The 26039-nt window shown below is 65.4% G+C and carries 21 protein-coding genes and 1 tRNA gene; 2 read left to right on the plus strand and 20 right to left on the minus strand.

Features of this window, described 5'->3' with window-relative positions; all coding sequences use genetic code 11:
- Positions 1-95: 95 nt before the first annotated feature.
- The 5 genes from CFR79_RS03185 to argC form a co-directional block, all read right to left on the minus strand.
- Positions 96-1385: an adenylosuccinate synthase gene (locus CFR79_RS03185; RefSeq protein WP_102324659.1), complete on the minus strand. Its 1290-nt coding sequence runs from the start codon at positions 1383-1385 to the stop codon at positions 96-98.
- An 82-nt stretch (positions 1386-1467) separates the two neighbouring features.
- Positions 1468-2619: an ATP phosphoribosyltransferase regulatory subunit gene (locus CFR79_RS03190; RefSeq protein WP_110546908.1), complete on the minus strand. Its 1152-nt coding sequence runs from the start codon at positions 2617-2619 to the stop codon at positions 1468-1470.
- Between the two features lie 74 nt (positions 2620-2693).
- A complete protein-coding gene (locus tag CFR79_RS03195; RefSeq protein WP_110546909.1) occupies positions 2694-3866 on the minus strand; it encodes a phosphoserine transaminase in 1173 nt (390 codons plus the stop codon).
- Between the two features lie 64 nt (positions 3867-3930).
- Positions 3931-4014: transfer RNA gene (locus CFR79_RS03200), tRNA-Leu, on the minus strand.
- 73 nt (positions 4015-4087) lie between these two features.
- Positions 4088-5023 (minus strand): N-acetyl-gamma-glutamyl-phosphate reductase, encoded by a 936-nt coding sequence (argC, locus tag CFR79_RS03205; RefSeq protein ID WP_102324662.1) that lies wholly within the window; start codon positions 5021-5023, stop codon positions 4088-4090.
- A 97-nt stretch (positions 5024-5120) separates the two neighbouring features.
- On the opposite strand from argC, the gene mazG reads away from it, so the two are divergent.
- Positions 5121-5918: a nucleoside triphosphate pyrophosphohydrolase gene (gene mazG / locus CFR79_RS03210; protein ID WP_110546910.1), complete on the plus strand. Its 798-nt coding sequence runs from the start codon at positions 5121-5123 to the stop codon at positions 5916-5918.
- Between the two features lie 139 nt (positions 5919-6057).
- On the opposite strand, the gene CFR79_RS03215 is transcribed toward mazG, so the two are convergent.
- The 9 genes from CFR79_RS03215 to CFR79_RS03255 all read right to left on the minus strand — a co-directional run bounded on the left by CFR79_RS03215 (position 6058) and on the right by CFR79_RS03255 (position 16386).
- Complete coding sequence (locus tag CFR79_RS03215) at positions 6058-6894, minus strand: inositol monophosphatase family protein (RefSeq protein ID WP_102324842.1); 837 nt, start codon at positions 6892-6894, stop codon at positions 6058-6060.
- 123 nt (positions 6895-7017) lie between these two features.
- Positions 7018-8331 carry a GTPase HflX gene (hflX, locus tag CFR79_RS03220; protein ID WP_102324664.1) on the minus strand — a complete coding sequence of 438 codons (1314 nt, stop codon included), beginning with the start codon at positions 8329-8331 and terminating at the stop codon, positions 7018-7020.
- A complete protein-coding gene (hfq, locus tag CFR79_RS03225; RefSeq protein WP_102324665.1) occupies positions 8328-8612 on the minus strand; it encodes an RNA chaperone Hfq in 285 nt (94 codons plus the stop codon). Before hfq ends, hflX begins: the two co-directional genes overlap by 4 nt.
- Positions 8613-8739: 127 nt before the next feature.
- Positions 8740-10131 (minus strand): nitrogen assimilation response regulator NtrX, encoded by a 1392-nt coding sequence (gene ntrX, locus CFR79_RS03230; protein WP_102324666.1) that lies wholly within the window; start codon positions 10129-10131, stop codon positions 8740-8742.
- Positions 10121-12334, minus strand: coding sequence for a sensor histidine kinase NtrY-like (locus tag CFR79_RS03235; RefSeq protein WP_243705374.1), 2214 nt, complete (start codon positions 12332-12334; stop codon positions 10121-10123). Before CFR79_RS03235 ends, ntrX begins: the two co-directional genes overlap by 11 nt.
- A gap of 50 nt (positions 12335-12384) precedes the next feature.
- A complete protein-coding gene (gene ntrC, locus CFR79_RS03240) occupies positions 12385-13836 on the minus strand; it encodes a nitrogen regulation protein NR(I) (RefSeq protein ID WP_110546911.1) in 1452 nt (483 codons plus the stop codon).
- 35 nt (positions 13837-13871) lie between these two features.
- On the minus strand, positions 13872-15014 hold the full coding sequence (locus CFR79_RS03245) for a two-component system sensor histidine kinase NtrB (RefSeq protein ID WP_110546912.1): 1143 nt from the start codon (positions 15012-15014) through the stop codon (positions 13872-13874).
- A complete protein-coding gene (dusB, locus tag CFR79_RS03250) occupies positions 15011-16072 on the minus strand; it encodes a tRNA dihydrouridine synthase DusB (RefSeq protein WP_181417343.1) in 1062 nt (353 codons plus the stop codon). Before dusB ends, CFR79_RS03245 begins: the two co-directional genes overlap by 4 nt.
- 71 nt (positions 16073-16143) lie before the next feature.
- Complete coding sequence (locus CFR79_RS03255; protein ID WP_110546914.1) at positions 16144-16386, minus strand: hypothetical protein; 243 nt, start codon at positions 16384-16386, stop codon at positions 16144-16146.
- Between the two features lie 70 nt (positions 16387-16456).
- Between CFR79_RS03255 and ispF the strand changes: the two genes are divergently transcribed.
- A complete protein-coding gene (gene ispF / locus CFR79_RS03260; RefSeq protein ID WP_110546980.1) occupies positions 16457-17626 on the plus strand; it encodes a 2-C-methyl-D-erythritol 2,4-cyclodiphosphate synthase in 1170 nt (389 codons plus the stop codon).
- 56 nt (positions 17627-17682) lie between these two features.
- On the opposite strand, the gene CFR79_RS03265 is transcribed toward ispF, so the two are convergent.
- From CFR79_RS03265 to CFR79_RS03290, 6 genes are all read right to left on the minus strand, one after another.
- On the minus strand, positions 17683-18444 hold the full coding sequence (locus tag CFR79_RS03265) for an ATP12 family chaperone protein (protein WP_110546915.1): 762 nt from the start codon (positions 18442-18444) through the stop codon (positions 17683-17685).
- Complete coding sequence (locus CFR79_RS03270) at positions 18441-20930, minus strand: AsmA family protein (RefSeq protein WP_110546916.1); 2490 nt, start codon at positions 20928-20930, stop codon at positions 18441-18443. Before CFR79_RS03270 ends, CFR79_RS03265 begins: the two co-directional genes overlap by 4 nt.
- 32 nt (positions 20931-20962) lie before the next feature.
- A complete protein-coding gene (locus CFR79_RS03275; protein ID WP_110546917.1) occupies positions 20963-21940 on the minus strand; it encodes an RluA family pseudouridine synthase in 978 nt (325 codons plus the stop codon).
- On the minus strand, positions 21937-23325 hold the full coding sequence (locus CFR79_RS03280) for a replication-associated recombination protein A (protein WP_102324675.1): 1389 nt from the start codon (positions 23323-23325) through the stop codon (positions 21937-21939). The genes CFR79_RS03275 and CFR79_RS03280 overlap by 4 nt, the downstream gene beginning before the upstream one ends.
- A gap of 104 nt (positions 23326-23429) precedes the next feature.
- The gene (locus CFR79_RS03285; protein WP_110546918.1) at positions 23430-24806 is read right to left on the minus strand and encodes an MBOAT family O-acyltransferase; all 1377 of its coding nucleotides are present in this window, start codon (positions 24804-24806) and stop codon (positions 23430-23432) included.
- Complete coding sequence (locus tag CFR79_RS03290; RefSeq protein ID WP_110546919.1) at positions 24806-26038, minus strand: BaiN/RdsA family NAD(P)/FAD-dependent oxidoreductase; 1233 nt, start codon at positions 26036-26038, stop codon at positions 24806-24808. Before CFR79_RS03290 ends, CFR79_RS03285 begins: the two co-directional genes overlap by 1 nt.
- Position 26039 lies beyond the last annotated feature (1 nt).

Here is a 26039-nt window from a genome sequence, read left to right on the forward strand (position 1 = left end):
TTTTTTGTCTGTGCTGACCACAGGAGGGAAGAAGCTTCAGGGAATACCGCCTTTTTGAAAAAAGGCGGTACCCAGAAACTTCCATGACTTTCAGATCAGTCCTCGAACGGGTCACGCATCAGGATGGTGTCGTCACGTTCCGGGCTGGTGGACAGCAGCGTTACCGGCGCTTCGACCAGTTCCTCGATCCGGCGGACATATTTGATGGCCTGCGCGGGCAGTTCAGCCCATGAGCGCGCGCCCTTCGTGCTGTCCTTCCACCCTTCCAGCGTTTCAAACACGGGACGGATACGCTGCTGCGCACCGGGGGCGGAGGGGAAATGCTTCGTCGTCACGCCATCAAGCTCGTAACCGACGCAGATCCTGATTTCGTCCAGCCCGTCCAGCACGTCCAGCTTGGTCAGGGCAAGGCCGTTCACGCCACCAACACGCACCGCACGACGCACCAGCACGGCATCAAACCAGCCGCAGCGACGCGGGCGCCCCGTCACGGTACCGAATTCATGCCCGCGCTCGCCCAGCGTGCGACCCATTTCATCATGCAGTTCGCTGGGGAACGGGCCTTCACCCACGCGGGTCGTATAGGCCTTGGCGATACCCAGAACGAAACCGATGCTGTTGGGGCCGACACCCGCGCCGGTACCGGCATTGGCGGCAACCGTGTTGGAACTGGTCACGAACGGATAGGTACCGTGATCCACATCCAGCATGACCGCCTGCGCGCCTTCGAACAGGATACGCGCACCACCACGGCGGCTGTCATCCAGCAGGTCCCATACCGGGGCCATAAACGGCAGCACGCGCGGCGCCACGCCGTTCAGGAAGTCCAGCAGTTCCTGTTTGGTGAAGGTGTCCGCACCCAGCCCCTTGAGGAGGGTGTTGTGGTGCAGCAGCAGTTCGTCCAGCTTCCAGTCCAGCGTTTCCGGCTCGGCCAGGTCACACAGACGGATGGCGCGGCGGGCGACCTTGTCTTCATAGGCGGGGCCGATGCCACGGCCGGTCGTGCCGATCTTGCGATCCCCACGCGCGGCTTCACGCGCACGGTCCAGCGCGCCATGCACGGGCAGGATCAGCGGCGCGTTTTCAGCAATCTTCAGCGTCTCGGGCGTGACTTTCAGGCCCTGCGCGGTGACACGGTCGATTTCCTTCAGCAGGGCTTCAGGGTCAACAACCACGCCATTGCCGATCACACCCGTCTTGCCACGTACCAGGCCGGAAGGCAGAAGCGACAGCTTGTAGGTCTGATCGCCCACAACCAGCGTATGGCCCGCATTATGGCCACCCTGGAAGCGCACGACCACGTCGGCCCGGCTGGCCAGCCAGTCAACGATCTTCCCCTTGCCCTCGTCACCCCACTGGGTGCCGATCACGGTGACGTTGGACATTTCATGCTCCTTGATTGCTGCCCGGCGGCGACTGCTGTGCCTGCCGGAAAAAACTCTGCTGTTCAGAAAATCAGGCGAAAAATCAGGCCCCGTCCACCGGCACGGCCTGCCCGTCCACCACCATCAGCGGACAGGACAGCATCACCGCTTCCGCCCGCGCATCCCCATCGGGCGCCAGCGCGCCAACCGTGGCATAGCCCCCGGCGCGCAGTGCCGCCCCGGTTTCCGCCGGGGTGCCCCACGGCAGGAACACCCGCACGCGGCTGGGCAGCGCCGGGGCGGCACGCAGGATGATGTCCGGGCGCAGGGTCAGACCGCAGGCCGGTTCGTCATCATTGGACAGATAACGGCCACCACGGCCCAGCTCCTCGCGCTGTCCGGCTGCGTACACGCTGACGCAGACGCCGGTATGATACTGCCAGCCCCGGAATTCCACCGGGTCAACCGTCAGGCGGATACCCGGCACGCGGGCTTCGATCGCGGCGACAGTCGCGGCCAGCCTTTCGCTCAGCGCACGTACGGCAGGCGGCAGGTCGACCGCAGCCAGTTCCGCCAGCGCGCCACGCGCCGGACCCGCCGCATGCAGCAGGCGGATCAGCACCGGGGCCAGTTCACCGCCATGGCGGGCAACGGCGGCCGCGTCCTTGCGGTCCAGCGCGCGCATGAGCGTGCCGCGCACCTGTCCGTCAAACCCGCCCGTATCCAGCAGCGCCGTGGTCAGGGAAGGCATGGTCAGGTCGAATGACACGCCACGCACCTGCAACGTGGCCAGACATTCCGCGGCGATGGCGACGATTTCCGCATCCGCTTCAGGCCGGTCGGGACCGATCAGTTCGATACCGGCCTGCGAAATCTGGCGATCCCCCTCACCCCGATTGCTGGCCATGAGGATACACGGCCCCGCATAGGCAAGACGCAGCGGACGCGGCACGTCCGGCAGCCGTGTTGCGGCAATGCGGGCGATCTGCGGTGTCATGTCGGGACGCAGCGCCATCATGCGGCGTGTATCAGGGTCCATCAGCCGGAACGTCTGCTCCGCCACGGCAGAGCCCGAACCGGACAGCAGCGTTTCCTCGAATTCCAGCAGGGGCGGCGTCACGCGGTCATAACCGTGGGCCGCGAACACGCGCATCAGCGTCTCGACACCGGCGGCCTCGGCTTCAGCCTCGGGGGGGAGCCTGTCCACGAAACCGGCGGGCAGCAGCGCGGGATTGAACGGCGGATCATCAGTCATATCGGGGGCCTATCGTGCTGCACCCTGCCCGGCCAGCGGCGGACAGGGTGGAGAGGACATGGAAGCGGATGGCTTCAGGCGTGCTGGGGGCAGACCTGTGCGTAGGCCCAGTCAAGCCACGGCAGCACGGCACGCAGGTCGGATGCCTCCACCGTCGCACCACCCCACAGCCGCAGGCCCGGCGGCGCATCACGGTAGCTGCCCACATCAAGCGCCACACCTTCCTGCCCCAGCAGGGAGACGATCTTCTTCGCCGCCGCCGTCTGGCCCGCATGGTCCAGCGCGGTAAACCACGGCGCCACGATACGCAGGCAGATGGCGGTGCTGGAACGGTGCGCGGGATTGGTCGCAAGGAACTGCGCCCAGTCGGACTTTTCTTCCCATTCGGCTATGGCGGCAAGGTTGGCTTCGCTGCGCGCGATCAGCCCCTTCAGCCCGCCAACGCTTTCGGCCCATTTCAGGCCGTCAAGCGCGTCTTCCACACACAGCATGGACGGGGTGTTGATGGTGTCGCCACGGAAGATGCCGTCAATCAGCCCCTTGCTGTTGGTCAGGCGGAAGATCTTGGGCAGGGCACGCGGCGCGGGCGTTGAAACCAGTCGTTCAACCGCGCGTGGCGACAGGGCCAGCATGCCGTGCGCGGCCTCACCACCAAGCACTTTCTGCCACGACCACGTCACCACATCCAGCCTGTCCCATGGCAGGTCCATGGCGAAGGCGGCGGATGTGGCATCACAGATCACCAGCCCGTCGCGCTGCGCGGAAATGGCGGCGTCATAGGGCAGGCGCGCGCCCGATGTCGTGCCGTTCCAGGTCAGCACCACGTCGCGCGCCCAGTCGACCTGCGCCAGATCGGGGATTTCGCCGTAATCCGCTTTCAGCACGCGGGCATCGGCCAGTCTGAGCTGGGCAATGATGTCATTGGCCCATGTAGCGGAAAAGCTTTCGAACGCCAGCACATCCACCGGACGCGTGCCGAGGATGGACCACAGCACCATTTCCACCGCACCCGTATCCGATGCGGGCACGATGCCCAGAACCCAGTCATCCGGCATGCCCAGCAGCGCCTTCGAGCGCGTGATGACATCATTCAGGCGCGCGCGGCCTTCCGTCGAACGGTGCGAGCGCCCCACCAGCGCATCGGACAGGGCGGAAAGCGACCAGCCCGGGCGCTTGGCGCACGGCCCGGAAGAAAAGCACGGATTGGCAGGCCGTGCGGACGGCTTGGCAGTAAGGGGTTCAGGCAAGGGAGACACGTCCTGTTCGCGACACGGGCAAAAGGGGGCGACACCGCGCGCCGGTGCGCCAGACTGGTACGAGAGAGGGGATTCGAACCCCTATGCCTTTCGGCGGTCGATTTTGAGTCGACTACGTCTACCATTCCGTCACTCTCGCATACAGGCAACCCGCCCGGAGAGGACGGAATGCCACGGCAATCGGTCCAGGGACGTCTTGCGGACCCGCTATATCACACGGGCGGCGGCGGTTCCAGCCCAAGCATAAGCGCCACATTCTGCAACGCGGCACCCGAAGCCCCCTTGCCCAGATTGTCCAGACGAGCGGTCAGCACGGCCTGTCGCATCGTGTCGTCACCATGCACGCGCAATTCCATCCGGTCGGTCCCGGCCAGTGTATCGGCCACCAGTTTGGCGCAGGGATCGTTCACGGTAATCCGGTCCGATCCCCTGTAATGGGCCGCAAGGGCTTCATGCAGGTCGGCAATGCGGACCTGACCGGGCAACCGGTCCAGATGCAGCGGCACCGACACGATCATGCCCTGCGGGAAATGCCCGACGGAGGGTACGAAAACCGGCGCATGCGCAAGCCCGGTATAGGCCATCATTTCAGGCACGTGCTTGTGCCCAAGCCCCAGCCCGTACAGTTCGAAGGCCGGTCCGCCGTCACGCTCATGCGCCTCGATCATGCTGCGGCCACCACCGCTGTACCCGCTGACGGCATTGACGCTTACCGGGTAGTCCGCAGGCACCAGCCCCGCTGCAATCAGCGGGCGCAGCAGAGCGATCATGCCGGTGGGGTAACAGCCGGGGTTCGATACCCGCGCCGCAGCACGGATGGCGGCAGGCTGGCCTGCATCCATTTCGGGAAAACCGTAAACCCATGCCGGATCGGTCCGGAACGCCGTGCTGGCGTCCAGCACGCGGGGGGCATCAGCCCCCATTTCATCGGCCATCGCCACGGCTTCGCGTGCCGCCGCATCGGGCAGGCACAGGATGACGACATCGACCGACGCCATCATGTCCCGCCGCGCCTGCGGGTCCTTGCGCCGTTCGGGATCAATGGAACGCAGCGTGACCGGCAGGTGCTTCAGGCGGTTACGGATACCCAGCCCGGTTGTCCCTGCCTCACCATCGATAAAGACCGCTGCCTGTGCGTCGCTGCTCATGTTCCATGCGTCCCGATAAAAACTTTCCGCCCACGCGGTGGCCGATCTATACAAAACCTGCGCAAGACCGCAACCAAAACAGGCAGGAAACCACCCCATGCACGATGCCCCGACCGCCCTGCAACGTCTGCTGGACATCATGGCCCGCCTGCGTGACCCGCAGACCGGCTGCCCGTGGGACAAGGCCCAGAACTTCGCCACCATAGCGCCCTACAGCATCGAAGAAGCCTATGAAGTGGCGGACACCATCGCGCGTGAGGACTGGGACAGCCTGCCCGATGAACTGGGCGACCTGCTGCTGCAGGTGGTCTATCACGCGCAGATGGCCGATGAGCAGGGCCTGTTCGATTTCGCCACCGTCGCCCGGATGATCGGCGACAAGATGGTGCGCCGCCATCCCCATGTATTTGGCGACACCCCGGCCAGTGCGGGCCAGTGGGAAAACGGCAAGGCGCAGGAACGTCTGGCCCGCAACCGCGGCGGCACGCTGGATGATGTGCCCGTGGGGCTGCCCGCCCTGCTGCGCGCGCGCAAACTGTCGGCCCGCGCGGCACGCACCGGTTTCGACTGGGACACGGTGGGCGAAGTCGCGGCCAAGGTGGACGAGGAACTGGACGAACTGAAGGTCGAACTGGAATCGGGCGATCGGGAAAAGATATTCGACGAACTGGGCGATGTGCTGTTTACGCTGGCCACGCTGGCCCGCAAGCTGGACATGGACCCCGAAGCCTGCCTGCGTCAGGCAAACGCCAAGTTCACCCGCCGCTTCACCGCCATGGAACACGACATCATGGCGCGTGGCCTCAGCCTTGGGGATGTGGACGTAAAGACCATGGAAGAAGGCTGGCAGGCGGTCAAACGCCGCGAACGCGCGGATATGATGCCCGAAAGCTGACCTGCCGCCCCCGGACATCGCGCTGGTAAAACCGTTTACGCTGAAATCCCGCGGGGGACAGCCGGACCGTCCCGGCAATCCAGCGGCGATGCGCCTGCAATCCGTGGAGGAGAAAGCCGAGACTCACCCGGCGTATATATCAGGTAGGGCCGAACAGCAGGGCGTGCAGGGCGTGCCAGCTTTCCCTGTCCGGCGCATAAAGCAGGCCGCCGCCATGATTGGTCACACGGTAAGGCGTGCCATCGAACCGGGCGGCATAGCCGCCTGCTTCCGCATGGATCAGCCAGCCCGCCAGATGGTCCCATGGCAGGGTGCGGTTGAACAGCAGGAAATGGCAGCGCCCGTCCACCAGCATCAGATATTCATGCGCCGCACAGCGGAAATCCCATGATCCCGCCACCTTTGGCAGGTTTCGCGTCACGGCCTCCCGCACGGGCGCGGGCAGGTAGCGCCAGGAGGCATTGCCCGACATCTGCTGTGGCGGCACGGGGGGCGCAACGTGCAGGCGGCGTTCGCGGCCCCGCTGGTCATGCAGCCATGCGCCATGTCCCCGCGCGGCCAGTACCGCGATGTCACAGACCGGATCGACAATCGCCCCGCCGATCACCTCGCCACCGGACAGGGCGGAGACCATGATCCCGAACAGCGGCACGCCCGCCGCGTAATTCGCCGTGCCATCAATCGGGTCAATCACGAAGGCAAGATCCGCCGACGCCAATCCGTCCAGCAGGGCAGGATCGGCTGCCACCGCTTCCTCCCCCACCACCAGCGCACCGGGCCACGCGGCCTGCAGGGCGGCGGTCAGGTCCTGCTCGGTGGCCTCATCCGCTATGGTCACGATATCCAGCGCACTGGTCTTGGTGCGGATGTCGGCACGGTCAAGACAGCGGAAATGGGGCATGACATGACGGTTCGCCGCCGCCCGCATCATGCCCACCACAATGTGCATGTCCGCCAGTGTGATCCGTACCGTCATTGCCACCTCCGTTATGCGTGTCAGTTCGCGGCCACCCATCCATGCACCCGCAGCAGTGGATTTTCCACCCCGCCCCGGTCACACCCCGGTCATCGCACTCCGCTCATCGCACGCCGGAACCGGCTACGAAGGCTGCATGCACGTCACGACATCACCGAACTGCATTTCGAACCGCGCGCGATTGGCAGGGGATACACGAACGGTCATGTCAGTGCCGTCCTCTCCGTCCGTCCGGGCGATGACTTCCCCATGTTCGTGCAGCCATGCCATGGCGGCGCCCTGGGTCAGCGGCACACGGTAGGCGACGACTTCCATCGCCCGCGTCATGCGCTCGTCAATCGCGGCCAGCAGGTCAGGCAGGCCATCGCCAGTGATGGCGGAAATGACCACATTGCCCGGCCGGGCGCCCACCGCATCACGCCCGCCCACCAGATCGGCCTTGTTCAGCACCTCGATCACGCGGGACTGCCAGTCCTGTTCGATCGTGCCGGTGCGGGCCATGCCTTCAAGCACCTCGATCACATCATTGCGCTGGGATACGCTGTCCGGATGGGCGACATCGCGCACATGCAGGATGATGTCCGCTTCCGCCACCTCTTCCAGCGTGGCGCGGAAGGCTGCGATCAGTTCGGTCGGCAGGTCGCTTATGAAGCCAACCGTATCGGACAGGATCACCCGCCGACCCGATGGAAGCTGGATGCTGCGCATGGTGGGATCGAGCGTGGCGAAAAGCTGGTCCTGCGCATATACGCTGGCCCCGGTCAGCGCGTTGAACAGGGTGGACTTGCCCGCATTGGTGTAACCGACAAGGGCCACGATGGGGAACGGCACGCGCCTACGGGCCTGCCGGTGCAGGCCGCGGGTGCGGCGGACCTGCTCAAGCTCGCGCTTGAGGCGCACGATCCGGTCCCCGATCATGCGGCGGTCGGCCTCGATCTGGGTTTCACCGGGACCGCCAAGGAAGCCGAAGCCACCGCGCTGGCGTTCAAGATGGGTCCATGTCCGCACAAGGCGGCTGCGCTGGTATTCCAGATGCGCCAGTTCGACCTGCAGCGTGCCTTCGCGCGTGGCGGCGCGTTCGCCAAAGATATCAAGGATCAGCGCGGTCCGGTCGATCACCTTGCACCCAAGCGCGCGCTCAAGGTTACGCTGCTGCACGGGCGTCAGGCGGGAATCGATGATGACAACCTTGATGTTGTCCGCCTGGACCGTTTCCTTGAGTGATTCAACCTGTCCGCCCCCCAGCAGGGTGGCGGGCCTGCGCGCACGCAGCAGCAGCACGGCCTGACAGACGATCACCAGCCCGATGGAGGCGGCCAGACCGACCGCTTCCTCCAGCCGCGCTTCGGCGGCGCGGGCATCATCATGCCGGTCGGGACGTTCCCACGGCAGGATGACGGCCGCGCGCGTGGCAGATGACGGCACCACCGCCGTCACGACAGGCTGCCATCCGTTACTGCGTGATCTTCCGCCCCGCTGCTTTCGGCGGGCGGTTCGAACAGGCTGACCGGTGTCGCGGGCATGACCGTGCTGATCGCATGCTTGTAGACAAGCTGCGTATGCCCGTCGCGCCGCAGCAGGACGGAGAAATTGTCAAACCAGGTGATGATGCCCTGAAGCTTGACACCGTTTACGAGAAAAATGGTGACCGGCGTTTTCGACCGGCGGACGTGGTTGAGAAACACGTCCTGTACATTCTGGGAAGGTTCTTTTGCCACGGGCAGGGCCTTACTTGATTACTTGTTGGGCGGGTTTACACGGCACAGTCTCGTGTCATGCTACGGCGTTGCCACCGTCCGTATCACAGTTCGTTGTGTAGCAGTCATGGGTGCACGGGGCAAAAATTCATCCGGCGTTACGATCCTCGGATGTGACGCCAAGCTGCTTGAGCTTGCGGTGCAGCGCACTGCGTTCCATCCCGACAAATCCGGCGGTACGGCTGATATTTCCCCCAAAGCGCAGAAGCTGCGCCTGCAGGTACTGGGTCTCGAACAGGTCGCGCGCCTCCCTCAGGGGCAGGCTCATCACATCCTCGTCAGAATCGAACTTGAGCAGCGCGGGCGCCCCTTCCCCCACCGTGGACGGCAGCATGTCCGCCCGGATGGGATCGCCGCTGTTGCCCGGCATCATAATGAGCAGCCGCTCCATAAGGTTGCGCAGTTCGCGCACGTTCCCCGGCCATTCATAACTCTGCAACGCGGCAATCGCATCGCCCGACAGTTCACGCATGGGCAGACCGGCATTTTCCGCCGCACGGTCAAGGAACATGCGCGCAAGTTCGGGTATGTCCTCGCGCCGTTCCCGCAGGCTGGGAATCCGCAGCGGCACGACGGCCAGACGGTAGTACAGATCCTCCCGGAAACGCCCCAGCGCGATTTCGGACTGCAGGTCCCGGTTCGTGGTGGCCAGCACGCGCACATCCACCTTGACCCGCCGCGCGCCGCCGAGGCGCTCGAACGTCTGGTCCTGAAGGGCGCGGACGATCTTGCCCTGCGTTTCCAGCGGCATGTCCGACACTTCATCCAGCAGCAGCGTGCCCCCATGGGCGCGTTCCAGCACGCCCGTGCGGCGGCCCGTACCGTTTTCCCCGCCTTCGATGCCGAACAGTTCCTCCTCGAACCGGCCGGGGGCGAGGGTGGCGCAGTTGAGCGCGATGAACGGCCCTTCCGCCCGGCGGGAACTGGCATGGATCATCCGCGCCGCGATTTCCTTGCCCGTGCCCGCCGCGCCGGAGATCAGGACGCGCGAACCAGTGGGGGCCACGCGGTCGATCTGGTTGCGTACGGCGACTATGGCCGCACTGCGCCCCTCCAGCACGGTGCCGGAGCCCGCGCGCAGGCGCAGTTCCGCATTTTCGCGCGCAAGACGGGAGGCTTCCAGCGCGCGGCGCACGACCACAAGCAGCCGGTCGGCCTGAAAGGGTTTTTCGATAAAGTCGTACGCCCCGTGCTGAAGGGCGGCAACCGCCGTCTCGATCGTGCCGTGGCCCGATATCATGATGACGGGAACGGACGGTTCTTCCTTGTGCAGGACATTGAGGATGCCAAGCCCGTCCAGCCGCGACCCCTGAAGCCAGACATCGAGCACCACAAGCGAGGGACGACGTTCCCGGAAGGCGGCAATGGCGGAATCGGAATCCCCGGCCAGCCGGGTCTCGTATCCTTCATCGGCCAGAATACCCTCGATAAGGAGCCGAATATCCGGCTCGTCATCAACGATCAGGATTTCATGCCCCATGGTCGTCCTTTATCGGCAAAATCAACGTCGACACAGCTCCCCTGCCCCCGGCGCGGTCCTCAAGCCCGATGCTACCGCCATGATCTTCAAGAATTTTCTTGACGATCGCAAGACCAAGCCCCGTGCCCTTGGGCTTGTGCGTCACATATGGCTCGGTCAGTCGGGCGCGATCCTCAACCGGCAGCCCGATTCCGTCATCCGCGATTGCGAGCACGACATTCGGGCCTTCATGTTCCAATGTAATACGGATCGTGCCGATCACGCCATCCCCGCCCGATGCGGCGGCACCGGCGCGCATGGCGATGGCGTCCGCCGCGTTCTGCAGCAGGTTCGTCAGCGCCTGCCCCACCAGCCTGCGGTCGCAGTTCACCAGCGGCCCGCGATCGGGCAGCGTCGCCTCGTAGATGATTTCGGGATGGGCGTTGCGTTGCAGGATCAGGGCCTCGCGCACGATGCGTGACAGGTCTTCCACCCGCATCACGGGCTGCGGCATCCGCGCGAACGCGGAAAATTCATCCACCATCCGCCCGATATCGCCCACATGGCGGATGATCGTATCCACGCACTGGGCAAAGGTATCGGGATCGGAGGCGATTTCACGCAGGAAGCGCCGCTTGAGCCGTTCGGCGGCAAGCTGGATGGGGGTGAGCGGGTTCTTGATCTCATGCGCGATGCGGCGCGCGACATCCGCCCATGCCGCCTTGCGCTGCGCAACCTGCAGGGCTGTTATGTCATCAAAGGTGACCACATAACCGTCAGCGAAATCGCCGGTCACGGTGCTCTGCATTTCCGCGCCGATTCGCACCAGCAGCGTGCTGGCACGCCCACCGGCCAGCACGTTGACTTCCCCCGTCAGTTCCCGCGCGCCGTCATGGGCGATGCGAGCCAGCATGTCGGCCAGTTCGGGCACCACGTCGATCAGGGGGCGACCGACGCATGCCGCCATGTCACGGTGCAGCAGCACGCTTGCGGCCCGGTTGGGCAGTTCGATCACACGATGCGAATCCAGCCCGATCACCCCGGCGGAAACGCCGGACAACACCGCTTCGGTAAAGCGGCGGCGTTCATTGATCTGGTTGGTGGCGTTGACCAGTTCGGCCCGCTGGGTCGCAAGCTGGGTGGTCATGCGGTTGAAGGCGCGCGACAGGCTGGATACCTCGTCATCGCGATCGCCTTCGGGCACATTGCTGTCCAGATTGCCCTTGCTGACCCGTTCGGACGCCAGAATGAGCAGACGCAGGGGGCGCACGATCTGGTTGGCGAGCATGAGCCCGATCAGAATGGCCGTGGCCAGGACCAGAACCGCCACCAGCGCGAAGATCAGCACGAAGGTGAACTGTATCTTCCCCCGGTTGCCGTTGAGGCGCTGGTAATCAGCCACCACCTGCTCGGTACGGTGCATGTGTTCGAGAATGGCGGGATCGACCGGGCGGGCGATCATCAGCATGAGCGGCGGCGTATCGCCCAGCGTAACCACCGCGCGGACGGTTTTTTCATCCGCCGAATCAAGGATCGCGATTTCGTTGGTGCGCGCCATCAGCGTGGCGGCAGGCGGCGGCAGGTCCTTCAGGTTGGCCGCACGCCCCATCAGCCCGCCGGAAGCGACGACCGTGTTGGTAAACGGGTCATAGACCACGGCCACATCCAGTCCGCGCAGCGTGGCCTGCGAGTCCAGAACCTGCGACAGGGCATCGGAATCATGCAGCAGGTCGCCACCCGAACCCGCCAGCCCGTTCTGCGCACTGACAAGGTAATTCGCCAGCGAGAAGGCTTCCGTGCGGATATTGGCGTTATGTTCCTGCAGATAGCCGCGTGATGTCTCCAGCGCTTCGTTCAGCGCGGTATTCACCCGGTCGCTGAACCAGATCTGGATGCCGTAATGAAAGAATACGGCCGCGAACGTGCCCACGACGATCGTGGGGGCCACCGCCACGATACCGAACAGCGTCACCAGCCGCACATGCAGCCGCGCGCCCGCCAGCCCGCTGCGGCGTTCAGCCAGCACACGCCCCACCTTTTCGGTCAGCGATGTCGCCAGCAGTAGCAGGACAAGGAAGTTCAGGACAAAGACCAGAGCCTGTATCTGCGGATGATGGGCCAGCGACCGGCCACCCGACAGCACCACGAACGTCGCCACCCCCAGCACCAGCGCCAGCAGGACCAGAACCAGCGCCACATTGCGGCGCACCAGCATGTCCAGCATGCGACGCGCCAGACGGTAGGCGGCACCGGGACGGGGCGTGGCGTCCATGGTCAGCTACCGCCACGCACGACGGGGATATCGAGATCGCGTATCTTCTTGCGCAGCGTGTTGCGGTTCAGCCCCAGCATGGCGGCGGCACGGATCTGGTTGCCGCGTGTGGCCGCCAGCGTCATGGTGATCAGCGGGCGTTCGACCTCGGCTATTACCTTGTCGTAGATATCGCTCATCGGGATGCCGTCCTGCCCCGATGACAGGAAGCGGCGCAGGTGACGCTCCACCGCTTCCGCCAGCGTTTCGGTCAGGCCGGTAGCCTCGCCTTCGCCCTGTGCCGCCATGTTACCGGCTTCGACCAGTTCGGCATCGATGATGTCCGCGCCGATATTTTCCTGCGGGTGCAGGGCAATGATGCGGCGCATGAGATTTTCAAGCTCGCGCACGTTGCCGGGCCAGCGATAGGCCTGCAGCCGGGCCACCGCATCATCATCCAGCAGGCGCACGACCCCGCCCTCATCCGCGTTTTCATTAAGGAAATGACGGGCCAGAAGGGGAATGTCCTCCACCCGTTCCCGCAGGGGGGGCAGGCGCATGGGCACCACGTTCAGGCGGTAATACAGATCCTCGCGGAAGGTTCCGGCACGGATCGCCTGCCGCAGGTCGCGGTGCGTCGCGGCAATGATGCGCACATTGGCGCGGATGGGCGCGGTGCCGCCTACGGTCGTGAACTCTCCGTCCTGCAGCACGCGCAGCAGGCGGGTCTGGGCTTCGGGCGGCATGTCCCCGATTTCGTCAAGGAACAGCGTGCCACCCGCCGCCTGTTCGAAGCGTCCGGCCACGCGGGTCGCGGCCCCGGTAAAGGCCCCGCGTTCATGCCCGAACAGTTCGCTTTCGATCAGGTTGCGCGGAATGGCCGCCATGTTGATGGCGACGAACGGCCCCGTGCGCCTGCGCCCGTATTCATGCAGTGCGCGCGCCACCAGTTCCTTGCCCGTGCCGCTCTCGCCACCGATCATTACGGTCAGGTCCGAAGTCGTGAGCCGGGCGATGATGCGGTAGATGTCCTGCATCACGACCGAACGGCCGATAAGCGACATCTGCTCGTCCGGCGCGGGGGCGGCCAGCGGCTGGACCGGAGTTGCCGGTGTCGCCAGCGCACGCGCCACCACCGCCAGCACTTCCTTGAGGTCGAACGGCTTGGGCAGGTATTCGAATGCGCCGCGCTGCGTCGCCTTGACCGCCGTCATCAGGGTGGACTGCGCACTCATGACCACCACGCGCAGGTCGGGCCGGATACGGCGGATGCGCGGGATCAGGTCCAGCCCGTTTTCATCGGGCATGACCACATCGGTAATCACGAGGTCGCCCTCGCCTTCCTCGATCCACTGCCACAGGGTCGATGCCTGCGCGGTGGCGCGGACCTGATACCCCCCGCGTCCCAGCGCCTGGCTTAATACCGTACGGATGGAGCGGTCATCATCGGCAACAAGAATGGTCGGCAGCGACATTCGCTATAAATCTCTCAGGAACTGGAATGGGGGCATTACGGGGTCTCGCGGTCTTCCGTCACGACAGGCAGATGCAGCAGTACGTCCGTGCAGCCGGGCTGGCTTTCCACCTCGATCACGCCGCCGTGGTCTCCCACGATCTTGCCTGCAAGCGCCAGCCCCAGCCCGCTGCCCGTTGTTTTTGTTGTCAGGAACGGCTCGAACAGGTGCGGGCGGATATTGTCGGGAATGCCCGGCCCGTTGTCGCGCACCGAAACCAGCAGCGGTAGCTGCACGCGCTGCCCCCCGCCAGTGGAGACCCATATGCCGGGCCGGTAGCCGGTCGTAAGCGTAATCACGGGGGCGGGCGCGTCGGCGGGATAATCGTGCAGGGCTTCGGCTGCGTTCTTCACAAGGTTGAGCAGCACCTGCACCAACTGGTCGCGGTTGCCCCATACGGGGGGAAGGGAAGGATCGTATTCTTCCTGAAACCGGATATCGGCGGCAAAGCCCTGCTGGGCCAGCCTGCGTACATGTTCGAGTACGCGATGGATGTTGACCGGCCTGCGTTCGATCGGACGGTCGCTGAACATGTCCATCCGGTCCACAAGGTCACGGATACGGTTGACCTCGTCCTGGATCAGGACCGCAAGCTCCCGGTCGGACTCGCCCACCGATGTTTCAAGCAGTTGCGCGGCCCCCCTTATGCCCGAAAGGGGGTTCTTGACCTCATGCGCCAGAATGGCGGCCATGCCCGCCACGCTGCGCGCGGCGGAACGGAAGGTAAGCTGCCGGTCCAGCACGCGCACGGCTGAAAAATCATGGAAGGTCAGGACGACCGAACCCGGTTCCTCCGGCATGGGCGCGCCCTGCACGGTGACACCGTCATGATGCAGGCGGGGGCTTTCCAGCGTGACCTCATGCTCGACCACGGTATGGTCCTGCGCGCGCACCTGCTCCATGAGCATGAATACGGGATTGTCGGCAGGCAGCAGGTCGGTCAGCCGCGACTGCGCCAGATAGGAGCGCGACATGCCAAAAAACGGCTCCGCCGCGCTGTTGACGTAACCGATGCTGTTATCGGCCCGCACGACCATGACCGGCAAAGCCAGCGAATCAAGCACGATCCGGCCATTGCCCGTTACATTGGCGGGCGTACAGCCACCGGGGCCATCAGAAGGGGACTGGCTTTCCCTCATGCCGCCTGTGCGGCGGCCCTTTCCGCCTCCATGGTGGAGGGGCGTGGCCCGCGCAGATTGCCCGCTTCGATCTGGCGGTCATAGAATTCATGGATCATGCCGATGGCGGCATCAACCGCATCCACACGGTTGATCGCGGCGCGGAAACCCGCCGAATCGGGCAGCCCCGCCGAATACCAGGACACATGCTTGCGCGCCAGACGCAGGCCGGGATGGGCGCCAAAATGGTCGATCATCATGCCGTAATGTTCCAGCACGATGGCCTTTTCCGCCGCAAGGTCAGGCTCGGGCACATCCTCGCCGTTCATGAGCGCGCGGGCGACCTGCGCCAGAAACCACGGGCGGCCATAACAGCCCCGGCCGATCATCACACCCTGCGCGCCGGAACGTTCAAGGGCCACGCGGGCGTCTTCCACCGTCAGGATATCACCATTGACGATAACCGGCAGGTCCACCGCATCCACCACCTTGCGCACGAAGCGCCAGTCAGCCGTGCCGTTATAGAACTGCTGACGGGTGCGGCCGTGTACCGTCACCATGCGGATGCCCGATTCCTGTGCAATCCGGGCCAGCGTGGGGGCGTTCAGGCTGTTATGGTCCCATCCCATGCGCATCTTGAGCGTGACGGGAACGTTCACCGCGCGCACCACGCCTTCAAGCAGGCGACCGGCCTGCGCCTCGTCCCGCATGAGGGCTGAACCCGCAAGCTGCCCCACCGCCACCTTTTTCACCGGGCAGCCGAAATTGATGTCGATGATGTCCGCCCCGCGATCAACCGCGATCCGGGCCGCCTGACCCATCGCATCGGGGTCGCAACCGGCAAGCTGCACGGAATTGGGACCGTCATCCGCCACTTCCGCCATGCGCAGGGTATTCTGGTTTTCGCGGACCATGGCCCATGACGCGATCATTTCCGACACGACCAGCCCGGCCCCGAGCCTGCGCGCCAGCCTGCGGAACGGCAGGTCGGTCACCCCGGCCATGGGCGCCAGAATGACGGGCGCCTGCAGGATGACCCCACCCCCCAGATCAATAGGCGACAGCAGTTGAGACGACATGAACCCCGCTTCCCTGCCCCTGCACCCGGCCGTGTTCATGACGGCGCAATGGGTGTGGCAGCCACAATCCATCAATAATGCTTATGATTTAGGCAGAATACCCCCTCACGCCGCCCCACGCAATCGGCTTCGGTGCATTGAAGCAACATTTCCCCGCGATGGCGCAGGCCGCGCATCTGGCGGGAAACCGGCGGCAGGAAGCCAATCGGAATGCACCTTCCCTGCGGGTCATGGATCAGCCGCAACGGACAGTCAGCCAGCCGCCGCGCAATGATGCCCATACCCGAGCGGACGCAGGCCAGCAGCATGACCATCCACAACCGCAGTCATTTATTCCCCCGCGATGCTTGACGCGCGGGCGACATGGCCGCATTGCTCCGCATCATGCGTGTTGCAGCCATTCTTCTTGCCGCAGGCCAGGGTAGCCGGTACAGCGCCCAGACCGCGGCCCCCGTCGCCAAGCAGTATGTCACGCTGGGCGGACGGCCCGTCATCCGCCATGCGGCGGATGCCCTTGCCCCTCATGTCGGGATGATCCAGCCCGTGGGCGATCCCGCCCTGCTGGGCGCAGCGCTTGAGGGATTCGCACCCGAAGGCTGCACGGTCCTGCCGGTCGTATCCGGCGGCGATACGCGTCAGGCCAGCGTCAGCGCGGGACTTGAGGCGCTTGACCGCCTTCCCGAAGGCGAGCGCCCCGATCTGGTGCTGATCCATGACGGTGCCCGCCCCTACGTGCCCGACAGCGTGACGCAGGGCGTGATCGCGGCCCTTTCGCAGCATGCCGGGGCCATTCCCGCCGTGCCGGTAGCCGATACCATCAAACGCGCCAGGGACGGCATCATTACCGATACCGTGCCCCGCACGGACCTGTTCCGCGCCCAGACGCCGCAGGGCTTCCGCTTCGGGCTGCTGCGCGACCTGCATCGCTCCGCCGAGGCTGCGGATGCGACCGACGATGCCGCCCTGCTGGAAAAAGCCGGGCACCCCGTCGCCATCGTTCCCGGTTCGGAAGACAATATCAAACTGACCTACAAGGAGGATCTGGTGCGCCTGGAACGCCTGATCGGCCCGACCCTGCTGCCGCGCACCGGGATCGGCTATGACGTACACGCCTTTGCCGAAAACCGTCCCCTGATCATGTGTGGCATCACCGTGCCCCACACGCGCGGCCTTGCCGGGCATTCCGATGCGGATGTGGGCATCCATGCCCTGTGCGATGCGATTTACGGTGCGCTGGCCGAAGGGGATATCGGCCGCCACTTCCCCCCCAGCCAGAACGAGTGGAAGGATGCGGACAGCGCGCGCTTCCTGATCCATGCGGGCGAACGCATCCGCCAGCGCGGCGGCATGCTGGTCAATGCCGATGTGACCCTGATCTGTGAACGCCCCAAGATCGGCCCGCATTCGGAAGCGATGCGCGCGCGTCTGGCCGAACTGCTGAAGGTTGATATCGACCGGATTTCGGTCAAGGCCACCACGTCCGAACGCCTTGGTTTTACCGGGCGCGAGGAAGGCATAGCCTGTCAGGCCAGCGCCACGGTTCTGGTGCCCTGATTTCCATATGAAAACGGCCCGGTTCAGACCGGGCCGTTTTTACTTCCGCGGGGTTCTTACCCCGTATGGCACAGGCGCAGGAAGCGGGCCGCGTCCTCCACCTCCGCCGTCAGCAGGCGCAGGGTCTCGACCTGTTTTTCATCGCGCCCCCATATCGCCATCTGGGTCAGCTCATCCACACTGGCGATATCAGCGGCGCGCGCGGCTGACAGCGCGCCCGTCGCCACCGCATAACCCAGCACAATACTTTTCATGGCGGGCACCATGACGCCAAGGGCGGCCAGCGTCGCATTATCCAGCCTGTCCAGCAGTTCCTGCCACGCCGCCTGCACGCCCTGCGGCTGCACCAGCGGCATGATGCCCTGCGTGACCACCATATCGATGCCATGCCGTGCGCGCAGCCATGCAAGCTGCGGGTCCCATTCCGTCTGCTGGCGGGTGCAGAGCTGGGCGGGATAATCCGCGCGGTAACACAGCAGCTCGCCATCCACATACTGCAATAACGCCGCCACCTGCGCCGCCGGATCGGGAGCCACGCGTTCGATCATGCTGCCGGTTATACGGGTCATGGGCAGGTCATCGGGGGTGAACATGCCCCCTTTCTCCCCGCCCGCCTGCGCCCATTCCGCCGCAATGGCTTCAGCCAGCGCGGCGGAGGCAACACAGAGCACCGCCCCGCCGGGCAGACGGATGGGCCGGCCGTCAAGTTCAACCCCGAACAGGCCATCCGCAGTTGGACGCACGGCCGCATCCGTCCAGAACCGTTTGCGACTGCCCGCTTTCTGCGCGCTGGGTACGCGTACGCCGTCTTTCATCATTTCAGGATACCCAGGCCTTTCAGCAGGCCAGCGGCTTTCTTGAGATTGGGCGCACCCTTGGAATTGCCCAGAATCGCCGCCGCCCCGCCTGACGTGGACGCATCCGCAGCCCTGGGGGCCGCCGTGGTGGGCTGGGGACCGGGCTGTCCTTCGCGTGCGGCCTTCAGCGTCGCGGGGCACGGATCGGCAATGGCGGTATTCTTGCCCGATCCACCCAGCAGCAGACCGATGGCGTAGCGTCCGTCCGAACCCGCATCCATCTTCGGACGCGGCGCGGACAGGGTGCCGCCAACACGCAGCGGCAGGCTGGCACCCGTCCCGCCAATCAGCACCTGCGGCACGAGATGCAGGTCCAGATCCTGCGTAACCATCCCCACCGTGCCGTGGCCGGTGACAGTCAGCGCATTGGTCTGCACGCCGATCGTATCGATATTGGCGCGTCCATCCGCCATATCCATGTGCACGCCAAAACAGCGCAGCGCGATCGGGCCGGACCCCAGCGCCCCCCGCGCGGTGTCACCCAGCATCGCGCCCAGCGCGCTGCCGCTGACCGTGCCATTGACCATCGACACGCCCATATGGCCCGTCATGCTGTTGCGCAGTTCGGTGCGGGTATTGCCCTGCGCACGCCCCGTTCCGACCACCTGCAACGCGCCCTGCACCATGTTGGACAGGCCCGCCCTGCTTTCCACCCATGTGGCAGGCAGCACCAGCGTGCCGATCGTGCCGGATATGGTGGGCACGCTGCCTGATGCATCAACCGTAAGTTGGCCCGATATGCTGCGTCCCGTGCCCTGCGCCTGTATCGGGTCAATGGTCAGCCGCCCGTTACGCAGGACCACATGCGTCAGGGCGTTGTGGTAGTCGTCGCCCTCAAATTCCATCTGGCCGACACTCAACCGCAGATCCACATCCTGCTTGCGCAGTTCGGCAAAGGGCAGCGTATCGCCAGCAGCCGTTTCCTGCGCCGGGGCGGTTACGCCGGTCGCATCGGCCTTCGCGCCCTGCGCCATCAGGGCATCCGCATTCAGCCAGCTTGCATCCAGCGTGCCCGCCAGCAGCGGCACGCCGTCATGGCCGCCATGGACCGACAGGTCCAGCGCCCCCTGAAGGGAGACCTGCGTGCTCTTGACCGCGATATCGGATAGCTGGAAATGCGCGCCGTTGTCCTCGCTCACCAGATGGGTGGAGGCTTCAAGATGGTCGATCCCCGCCCCATGCGGCAATGCAAGATGCCCGGCGGAAGCCGTAACATTCACCACCGCGCGCGATCCGCCCAGCGTGCCCGCAATCCGCATCGAACCCGGATCGCCCGATACATCAAGCGAAAGCGGCAGCGGGTCCGACAGGTGGGACAGGACAGCGGCCTCGACCTGCTGGAGCGAACCCAGCGTACCGGACAGTTTCAGCCCCTGCCCTTCCCACTGTCCCTGCGTGCGGATGGTAACGGTATCCTTTGGACCCGGCGCATCAATGGACAGGCCCTGCAGCGTCAGTCCTGTCACATACAGCCCCGCATCCACAGCCCCGGTATCCAGATGCAGGCTGTCGAGCAGCGGCGTGCTGCCTTCCTTGTCCGCCGCACTGCCATCCACCACCTTCGCCCTGAGCGAGAGACGCCGCACATCGGGCAGGTTCAGGCCGGGCACCACGGCCTCGATCGCCTTCAGGCTGGCGATGCTGCCATCAAGTGCCAGGTTGTAGCCCTTCATGTGATCCGGGTCGGCCACACTGCCCGACAGGGCCACCTGCCCCACCGGCTGCCCGCCCGAAGTGAAGGCGGCGTTCAACGCGACCGGCCAGCCGGAACGCGCGGTGGATGTCAGGTTGATCGGGCCGGTATAGCCCGTCAGCGTGAAGCCGCCGCCATCATTATGGCCCGCGATGTCGATCTGCGGTTTTTCACCACTGACACCGGACAGGTTGGCATGGTCCAGCACGACCTTGCCCCTGCTGCCCGTCATCTGGTCATCCCAGTCCAGATCGGCGTTGGCGACCCGGATACTGCCGATCTGCACCTTCCAGTCAGATGCGGCCTGCGTCGTTGCGGGCTGCGCGGTGGCGGTGGCCTGCGGACCAGCGGGGGACAGGCGCCAGTTGGCCTGCCCCTGTGCCGTGCGTTCCAGATGGACCACCGGATGGTCCAGCTTCACATCATCAAGCCGGATTTCATGATGCAGCAGCGCCATAAGCCCCACCGTGGCTTCCAGCCTGTCCGCCGTGACCATGTCCGCATAAGCACCACCGGCCATGTCGGACAGGCCGACATCACGCACGGACAGCGACAGGCTGGGCAAAAGATGCAGGTCCGGCACGCCCATGCGCACCTGCCGACCTGTCTGTTTCTCTATTGCGGCGATGGCTTTCGTCCGCAGTGCCTCGGGGTCCAGCATGGAGTGGACCATGAACCCGGCCCCACCGGCCACCACCACTACCGCTGCGGCGGAACCCAGCAATATCCGCCGTGCCTTTGCGTTCTGTGCCATATCGCTTCCTGTCCTGTACGTTCCCCGGCGCGTCAGATGCGCCGGCAGGGCGCCGCGGCAGGTGCGACAAACCCGATCTGCCTGAATGTTTCGCGCATGTGGGGGGAAAGCTCCGCCTCCACCACCAGCCTGCCGCCTGCCGGATGCGGCAGTTCCAGCCGACGTGCATGCAGGTGTAGCCGATCGGCGAAGCCCGCGACATGCGCTATGTCACCGCCATATTTCGGGTCGCCCAGTATGGGGTTGCCCAGCGCTTCGCAATGCACGCGCAACTGGTGGGTACGACCGGTCAGGGGCGAGAGCGCCAGCCACGACATCTTGCGCGCGGCCGCATCCAGCACTTCATATTCGCTCAGGGCATGGACGGCATCCGCGTCGCCACGTTCGGCCACCACACTGATCGCGCCCGCACCCGCGCCCAGCTTGGTCAGCGGCTGATCGATGATGCCCGTCGCCGGGCTGGGCCGCCCGACAACCACGGCCCAGTAGACCTTATGCACGTCGCGCCCACGGAAGGCAGCCGCCAGCTTGGCGGCAACGCCGGGCGTGCGGGCGACCAGAAGCAGGCCGGACGTGTCACGGTCGATACGGTGGACCAGCCGCGGGCGCGGATCGTCGGGGCTGTCACGCAGGCCGTCAAGCAGCGCGTCGATATGATGGGTGATGCCCGGCCCGCCCTGCACGGCAATGCCCGCAGGCTTGTTGAGCACGATCACATGCTCGTCGCGGTAGATCACCATCTTGTTGATCTCACGCACCTGCCGCTCATCCAGTGGCTTTACCGCCAGTGGCGGCGGACGGTTTGCGTTGGGTATGGGCGGCACGCGTACCGCCTGCCCCGGCACCAGACGGGTGGCGGCGGTGGCGCGCTTGCCATCCACGCGCACCTGCCCCGTGCGGCACAGCTTCTGCAACGCGCCCTGCGTCAGGTGTGGGTAATGCCGGCGGAACCAGCGGTCCAGACGGATATCGGCTTCGTCATCGCTGACGGTAAGGGAAACGACACTCATGACCGACGGCTTTCGCGCACTCTGTTCCAACTGTCCAGTCGTCGCGCCACTTCACGTTCATATCCACGGTCCGTCGGCTGGTACAATTTCGGGCGGCGCATGCCATCGGGGAAGTAATTCTGCCCCGATATGCCCCCTTCCGCATCATGGTCGTATTCATAGCCCTTGCCGTAGCCGATATCCTTCATGAGCGTGGTCGGCGCGTTCAGGATATGCGCCGGTGGCATCAGGCTGCCCGTGGCGCGGGCGGCGCGGCGGGCCATGTTGTAGCCCTTGTAGACCGCGTTGGATTTCGGCGCGGTGGCCAGATGTACCACAAGCTGTGCGAGCGCCAGTTCCCCTTCGGGCGAGCCAAGGCGCTCGAACGTTTCCCACGCCGCCACCGCCAGCGGGAGGGCATGGGGGTCGGCCATGCCCACATCTTCCGCGGCGAAGCGGGTCAGACGACGGGCGATATAGCGCGGGTCCTCGCCACCTTCCAGCATGCGGGCGAACCAGTACAGCGCCGCATCGGGGTCCGATCCCCGCATGGATTTATGCAGCGCGGAAATCAGGTTGTAATGCTCTTCACGGTCCTTGTCATACAGCGCGGCACGCCGCGCCAGCAGGTTTGACAGCGCCGCCGGGTCCAGCGGGACAGCCTGTGGCGGCAGGGCAAAAAGCTGTTCGACCATGTTCAGAAGGTAGCGCCCGTCCCCATCCGCCATGGCGCGCAGGGTGGCGCGCGCTTCAGGTGTCAGGGGCAGCGGCGTGCCGGTCGCAGCTTCCGCGCGGTGCAGGAGCTGTTCCATCGCCGCATCGTCCAGCCGATGCAGCACCAGCACCTGACAGCGTGAAAGCAGCGCGCTGTTGAGCGCGAAGGACGGGTTTTCCGTCGTCGCACCCACCAGCACCACAGTGCCATCTTCCACCACCGGCAGGAACCCGTCCTGCTGCGCGCGGTTGAAGCGATGGATTTCATCCACGAACAGAAGGGTGCCGCCGCCCTGCGCACTGATGCGCCGGGCTTCCTCGAACGCGCGCTTGAGATCGGCCACACCGGAAAAGACGGCTGAAAGCTGGACAAAGCGCAGCCCCGCCGCATTGGCCAGCAGGCGGGCGATGGTGGTCTTGCCCACACCCGGCCCACCCCACAGGATCAGGCTGGCCAGCGATCCGCGCGCCAGCATCTGCCGCAGGCTGCCCTTTGGCCCCAGCAGGTGATCCTGCCCCACCACGTCATCCAGCGTGGCCGGGCGCAGCCTGTCGGCCAGTGGCTGGGTGCGCGCGGGCTGGGCCGTGGCAGCGGGCGGAAAGGCGACCGGATCGCGGTCCCCCTGGCCAGACGGCAGTCCACCGAACAGATCCGCCGGGCCTTCATCCATACTGTCACGCCTGCCTGCCATATGCTCCTGCCTGTACCGTCCTGTCGCGGCCCCCTGCGGGACCATCCGTTCAAATTGGGAAGTGCGGCATCATAATACCAGCCCCAACATTACCGCGCACCGTATCAGAACTGGAAATAGATGAAGGGTTCGGGTGGCCTGCCCCCCATCAGGAACAGCAGCAGCACGAAGGCCACGCCCCCCGCCACCGCCAGCCAGGGTGCCGGGCGCATGCGCTCAAGCACGGCTTCCTGCGATGATGGACCCACCAGCGCCACCAGAAGCGCCAGCCCCAGAACCACGGGATGCCGGACACTGGCCGCACCGATCCCCTGCGCCCCGCCGATCCCCGCCAGCATCCGGCCCGCCGTGGGCAGGTCGGCGGCACGGAACACCACCCATGTCAGCAGCACGAAAGCCAGCGTCAGCACCCGCCCACCCCATCGGGGCATGACCCGCCCCGTCCGCGTCCATACATGCGCCACCGCCAGCGCAGCGCCATGCAGCAGCCCCCATAGCACAAAGGTCCAGCCCGCCCCGTGCCACAGACCGGCAAGGCCCATCGTAACCATCACATTGGCCACCTGACGCAGCGGCGCGCAGCGGTTGCCACCCAGCGGGATGTAGATGTAATCGCGCAGGAAACGCGACAGCGTCATGTGCCACCGCCGCCAGAAATCGCGCACCGACACCGCCCGGTATGGCGCGTTGAAGTTGAAGGGCAGGCGTATCCCCATCATCAGCGCCATGCCGATGGCCATGTCGGAATAACCGGAAAAATCGAAATAGATCTGAAGCATGTAGGCAACGGCCGCGAGCCATGCCGCCGCCATATCCGGCGCATGTCCCATATGGGCTGCATCGAATACCGGCGTACACATGCTGCCCAGCGTATCGGCCAGCCCGACCTTCTTGCCCAGACCGACCAGCAGCAGCAGGCTGCCCCGGCCGATATTCTCCCACATCATGGCGCCACGCGGGCTGGCGTCGAACTGCCAGATCAGTTCGTTATGCCGCACGATCGGCCCCGCCACGAGCTGCGGGAAAAAGGTCACGAATTCCAAGAAATCCGCCAGCCGGTAAACCCGCGCCTGCCCGCGCCCCAGATCCACCAGATAGGAGATTTTCTGGAACACAAAAAAAGAAAGTCCAAGCGGCAGCACCACCGGCCACGGCGTATGAATCCCCCCCGTGAGGGAGACCAGACAGCCCGCCAGCCAGTCAGCATATTTGAAACCGCCCAGCACCAGCAGGTTGCCCGCAATGCCCAGCCACAGCCATTCCCGCCTGCGCCGGCACCCCCACGCCATGGCCACCATCTGGTTGAACCCGACCATGCCCAGCAGGAAGGGCACGAACCGCCAGTCCCATAACCCGTAGAATACAAGCGACGCCGCAATCACCACGCCCTGCCGCGCGGCCCGGCTGCCCGATACGGCGTAATACAGTCCAAGCACCAGCGGCAGGAACACCACAAGGAAGGACTGCGAGGCAAACAGCATCAGCCGCTACGTTCCGCCACGGCCTGCCCCGCCGCATGGCCGCTGGACCATGCCCACTGGAAATTATAGCCGCCCAGCCACCCGGTCACGTCCACGGCTTCCCCCACCATGAACAGCCCCGGCACGTCCCGCGCTTCCATATCGCGCGAAGACAGGCCGTCGGTATCCACCCCGCCGCGCGTAACCTCCGCCTTGACGTAGCCTTCCGTGCCATGGGGGTTGAGCCGCCATGCGCCAAGCTGGTGCGCCACGGCGGTCAGGACGGCATCGGGCATGCCTGCAAGCTGTCCTTCAGGCAGGTAAGCCTGCGCGAAAACCTGCGCCAGCCGCTGCGGCAGCAGCATGGACAGCATGGCCAGCCCGCCAGCGCGCGGGCGGTCGCGCTTGATGTCCAGCACGCGGCGGCCCGCATCCACGCCCGGCAGCAGGTCGATGTCCAGCGCCTGTCCCGGCTGCCAGTAGGATGACGCCTGCAATATGGCGGGACCGGACAGGCCACGATGGGTAAAGACCATGCCGTCGCGGAAAATGACCTCCCGCGCATGCCGCCCCGTCCCGCTGCGGCATGCGATGCCCACGTTGACGGACAGTCCGGCCAGCGGCTCCATCCATTCCCGGTCCTGCGCGCCAAAGGTCAGCGGCACCAGCGCGGGGGCCGGGGCCACGACACGCAGGCCGAAACGGCGCGCGAGATCATGCGCCAGCCCCGTGGCCCCCAGCTTGGGAATGGACAGTCCCCCTGTCGCCACGATCAGGTTACGGGCGCGGAAAACCCCCTGATCCGTTTCAATCCGGTATTCCCCGCCACCATCGCGCGCCACGTCGATGATCCGGTGCGACAGGCGCATGTCCACCTGTGCCGCAGCACATTCACGCAGCAGCATGTCCACAATGTCACGCGCCGAACGGTCGCAGAATAGCTGGCCCGCCGCCTTTTCATGCCACGGGATGCGATGGCGCTGCACCAGGGCCAGGAAATCGGCGGCGGTGTACCGCGCCAGCGCCGACTTCGCAAAATGCGGATTGCCGGACAGGAACTGGCTGGCGCCCATATCCATATTGGTGAAATTGCACCGCCCGCCGCCCGAAATCAGGATCTTGCGGCCCGCATGCGGCGCATGGTCCACCACCATGACCCGCCTGCCCGCCTGCCCCGCCGTGGCCGCCGCCATAAGGCCCGCGGCCCCTGCGCCCAGCACGATGGCGTCGCAGCCCGCGGTCTGTGCCTTCACG

The sequence above is a fragment of the Komagataeibacter saccharivorans genome, from assembly GCF_003207825.1.
Classification (GTDB): Bacteria; Pseudomonadota; Alphaproteobacteria; order Acetobacterales; family Acetobacteraceae; genus Komagataeibacter; species Komagataeibacter saccharivorans.